This window comes from Acinetobacter sp. 1125_18A (assembly GCF_052824985.1).
In genome coordinates this window covers 1-1,196 of the sequence record NZ_VTDG01000044.1, presented here as the reverse complement: position 1 = coordinate 1,196, position 1,196 = coordinate 1, and the positions used below count along the sequence as shown (strand labels likewise).

Genomic DNA, 1,196 nt, shown 5'->3' with positions numbered 1-1,196 from the left:
TGTACTAGCTCAAACCAGATCTGACAGTTACCCATTTTTTAGTGTGCCTGTCAGGTTAAATTTGAGCTAAATTCTTCTCAGCCCAAATTCGCTTCCCATCAAGTAATGTTTCCAGTGGTGTGCGACCACAGCACATTTTTCCCTGATGAGTTCGTTCAGTATTATAGAATTTTTGCCAAACGTCTAGATCAGCTTGTAATTCCTCTAATGTATTATAAAGCTTCTTCCTAAATGTAATTTGATAAAACTCCTGCAAGATCGTCTTATGGAAACGCTCGCATATTCCATTCGTTTGTGGGGATGCTGCTTTTGTTTTGGTGTGATCAATATCATTGATGGCTAAATATAGCTCATAATCATGTTGTTCAACCTTACCGCAATATTCAGTACCTCTATCTGTCAGGATACGCAGCATTGGTAGATCCTGCGACTGATAAAATGGTAGTACACGATCATTTAACAGATCTGCTGCTGTAATCGGTGTTTTCGTTGTATAGAGCTTGCAATGAACGACTTTGCTGTAGGTGTCGATGAAAGTTTGTTGATAGATTCGACCAACACCTTTCAGATTACCAACGTAAAATGTATCTTGGGCTCCAAGATATCCTGGATGGTGTGTTTCTATTTCGCCACAAGCAACATCATCTTCATGTTTACGCTCAAGTGCGGCAATCTGATGATCATTTAACTCAAAGCCATCTTGTGCCACTTTGGCTTCTAAGGCTTTCAATCGCTTTTTAAAATTCTCTAAATCGTGGCGGAGCCAAATAGATCGAACCCCGCTACCTGAAATGAATACACCATTTTTACGTAATTCATTACTACTGCGGTGTTGACCATAAGCTGGATATTGGATTGCGAAATCAATAACGGCTTGTTCTGTGGCATCGTCTACACGATTCTTAAGATTCGGTACTCTTCGGGATTTATTGATGAGTGAATCAACATCACCTGATTCAACGAGTTCCTGATAACGGTAAAAGGTATCTCTAGAGACACCCATGACTTTACAAGCTCTGGATACATTCTGAAGTTCTTCAGCTAAATTGAGTAAGCCTACTTTGTGTTTGATGATTTGATTGTTAGTATGCAACATAAGAAAGTTACCTTTGTTTGATTAAGATTCGACACCTTTATCAAAACGGGTAACTTTCTCTTTTTCAAGATCAATGTCTGATCAGATCTGAACTAATACA

The 1,196-nt window shown here is 38.9% G+C and carries 1 protein-coding gene; it reads right to left on the bottom strand.

The window, feature by feature from the left end; translation table 11 throughout:
* Positions 1-55: 55 nt before the first annotated feature.
* On the bottom strand, positions 56-1,096 hold the full coding sequence (locus FY049_RS22160; protein ID WP_166781830.1) for an IS481 family transposase: 1,041 nt from the start codon (positions 1,094-1,096) through the stop codon (positions 56-58).
* Positions 1,097-1,196: the final 100 nt, after the last annotated feature.